At 63.8% G+C, this 2878-nt stretch carries 5 protein-coding genes; all 5 read right to left on the reverse strand.

The genetic code is table 11. The annotated features are described in order from the left end of the window. A partial coding sequence (locus B3873_RS07775; protein WP_286865085.1) for a tRNA-dihydrouridine synthase occupies window positions 1-294 on the reverse strand: 294 nt, incomplete at its 3' end. Between the two features lie 217 nt (window positions 295-511). After that, a complete protein-coding gene (locus tag B3873_RS07780) occupies window positions 512-1156 on the reverse strand; it encodes a histidine phosphatase family protein (RefSeq protein ID WP_276837529.1) in 645 nt (214 codons plus the stop codon). Between the two features lie 14 nt (window positions 1157-1170). Beyond that, window positions 1171-1818, reverse strand: a complete 648-nt coding sequence (locus tag B3873_RS07785) for a YbhB/YbcL family Raf kinase inhibitor-like protein (protein ID WP_121042635.1) — start codon at window positions 1816-1818, stop codon at window positions 1171-1173. An 87-nt stretch (window positions 1819-1905) separates the two neighbouring features. Continuing rightward, complete coding sequence (dtd, locus tag B3873_RS07790) at window positions 1906-2388, reverse strand: D-aminoacyl-tRNA deacylase (protein ID WP_252697146.1); 483 nt, start codon at window positions 2386-2388, stop codon at window positions 1906-1908. A gap of 12 nt (window positions 2389-2400) precedes the next feature. After that, on the reverse strand, window positions 2401-2878 hold a 478-nt coding region (locus tag B3873_RS07795), incomplete at its 5' end, for a S4 domain-containing protein (RefSeq protein WP_286865087.1).

A 2878-nucleotide genomic window follows, 5' to 3' on the forward strand; every position in this document is an offset into this window, starting at 1 on the left:
CATGTTGATGTCGATGATCTGCGCACCGCGCTCGACGTTGTACTTCGCGCAATCGGCCAGCATGACGGGATCGGCCCCGGCGATCTGCACCGCCTTGGGTTCCATCTCGCCATCGTGGTTGATGCGGCGCGAGGTCTTCTCGCTCTGCCACAGGCGCGGATCGGACGCGGCCATTTCCGAGACGGCATAGCCCGCCCCCAGCTGCTTGCACAGCTGGCGGAACGGACGGTCGGTCACACCCGCCATGGGGGCGACGAACACGTTGTTGCGCAGGGAATAGGGCCCAATGTTCACGACGTGGATAGGGGGAGATACGGGGAAGGGCGCTATTTTAGCGCGATTGCCTGCCTCGCCCAACAAGAATCGGGCGCGGTTACATCTTTGGGGCTGATTATTTATTGGGCAGCGGAGATTGTTGGAGAAATGCCAATATCAAATATCACTGCACAGGAAAAACGGCAGGCCAAATGCCTTCCCGCCACCCTGCTGATTACCTCAAGGCAATGAATGACTAGCGATCCACCTCATCCAGCGTCTCGCGCTGGAGATGCCCGATCTCGCCCCAGGAGCGGATGTGGGCACGTTCGCCATCCCAGTGCAGGCGATTGACGCTGGCGTTGAAGATGTCAAAGCTGCGTGGCTGGGCGAAGGAAGTCTGGCTGGCCCAGTGATGCACGCACTCCAGCACGCCGCCATGGGTGACGATGGCCACCTTGCGATAGCGGCCCGAAGCCAGCACGCGCTGCACGGCCGCCACCGAACGTTCATAGAATTCGCGCATGGTCTCGGCGATGCGCTCGCCGGCGGGATAACGGAAGTCCGGCTCGCGCGCCTTCCACTGGCGATACGCCTCCGGATAACGCGCTTCGATCTCGGTATGGCGCAAGCCCTCGAAGCCGCCGTAGCAGCGCTCGCGCAAACCCGCATCGATCTGCACCGCCAATCCCGCCGCCCCGGCCACGGCCTGGGCCGTATCGCGCGCACGCTGCAGGTCGCTGGCGAAGACGGCATCGATGCCCTCCCCCGCCAGCGCCTCGCCCAGCGCCAGGACCTGGCGCTGGCCGGCTTCATTCAAGCCGATGTCGATATGCCCTTGCAGGCGCTTGTCCACGTTCCAGTCGGTTTCGCCGTGGCGGATCAGCAGGATGTCGGTCATGCAGTGCAGTCAGGTCAGCTACGCGGTACCGCGTTGGGGTTGAGGGTGTAGAGGCCGGTGAGGGACGCCTGATCCAGCACATGGTCGCGCAGCGCAGTGACCACCACCGAACCTTCCAGGTTGCCGACCACGGGCAGCTGTTCCACGTCCAGCGCGTACAGCGTGAAGATGTAGCGGTGCACCAGCGCATCGTTCCACGGCGGGCAGGGGCCGTCATAGCCGAAGTAGTCGCCGCGCATGTCGCCGTCGCCGGCGAACCAGCCGGTGTAATCGTTGATGCCCTGGCGCGCGCCCGGCATCACATCGCCCAGCACCGCCGGACCCGGCTTGCCGCGCGCGGTCACACCGTTGCTGAACTGGCCGGCCTTGATTTCGCTCACGCCCGCCGGAATGTCCACCAGCGTCCAGTGATAGAAATCCACACGCGGCAGTTCCAGCGGCACGGTCTTGCCTTCCTGGTTCACATCATCGCCGCGCGAAGGCACGTCGGGATCATGCACCACCAGCGCCAGCGACTTGGTGCCAGCCGGCAGATCGCTCCAGGCGAAGTGCGGATTGCGATTGGCAGAAAGGGCCACGTGAGTCTTGGGATCCATCACCGCAAAGGCGAATTCGCCCGGGATGTTGGCACCGTCCTTGAAAGAATCGCTCCAGAATTTCATATCACCTCCTAAAAGTAAGGCCACATGCAACACGCATTACGAATCCATTTGGGGACGCGCCGCCCGGCTTCAATGCCGGGCTCGGTTTTATTCAGTAACGTTCATATCGGCAGCCGGTGCTTTGGGCTTGACCTGCAGCCAGAAGGTCACCGGACCGTCGTTGGTGAGCGACACCTTCATATCGGCTCCGAAGCGCCCCGTCCCTACCCTTTCCTCGCCATGGCGCGCACGCGCCTGGGCCACGAAGTGATCGAACAGTTGGCGTCCCAGTTCCGGTGCCGCCGCCGGCGTGAAGGACGGGCGCGTGCCTGAATTGGTATCGGCCGCCAGCGTGAATTGCGGGATCAGCAGCAAGCCGCCTTGCACGTCGGCAACGCTGCGATTCATCTTGCCGGCCTCGTCGCTGAAGACGCGATAGGCCAGCAGCTTCTTCAAGAGGGCGTCGGCTTCGGCCGTGGTGTCGTGGCGCTCGGCGCAGACCAGCACCATGAGCCCGGTGCCGATGCTGCCCAGCGTCTGGCCATCCACCACCACCGAGGCCTGACTGGCCCGCTGCAAGAGAGCGATCATGCGCGTTCCAGCTTACGCCAGGGTGACGCGGGCGAACTTGCGCTTGCCCACTTGCACCACGCACTGGCCGGCCTCGACCTTCAAGCCCTTGTCGCTGATGACGGTGCCGTCGATGCGCACACCGCCCTGCTCGACCATGCGCAGCGCTTCCGAAGTGGAGGCGCACAGGTTGGCCTGCTTGAGCAGCTGGCCGATGCCCAGCGGCGCGCCCGACAGCGAGACTTCCGGGATATCGTCCGGAATGCCGCCCTTGGAGCGGTTCACGAAGTCGGCCAGCGCATCTTCGGCAGCCTGCTGCGAGTGGAAGCGGGCGACGATTTCCTGGGCCAGCGCCACCTTGATGTCGCGCGGGTTCTTGCCGGTTTCGACCTCGGCCTTGTAGCCAGCGATCTCGGCCATCGAACGGAACGACAGCAGCTCGTAGTAGCGCCACATCATCACGTCGGAAATGCTCATCACCTTGGCGAACATGGTGTTGGCCGGCTCGGTG

It is taken from the genome of Herbaspirillum sp. UBA812 (genome assembly GCF_002296545.1).
Classification (GTDB): Bacteria; Pseudomonadota; Gammaproteobacteria; order Burkholderiales; family Burkholderiaceae_D; genus Herbaspirillum; species Herbaspirillum huttiense.

What these genes read in the sequence shown, in the direction of transcription:
- B3873_RS07780 (WP_276837529.1), bottom strand. Translation starts at nt 1,156, where the DNA reads ATGACCGACATCCTGCTGATCCGCCACGGCGAAACCGACTGGAACGTG.
- B3873_RS07785 (WP_121042635.1), bottom strand. Translation starts at nt 1,818, where the DNA reads ATGAAATTCTGGAGCGATTCTTTCAAGGACGGTGCCAACATCCCGGGC.
- dtd (WP_252697146.1), bottom strand. Translation starts at nt 2,388, where the DNA reads ATGATCGCTCTCTTGCAGCGGGCCAGTCAGGCCTCGGTGGTGGTGGAT.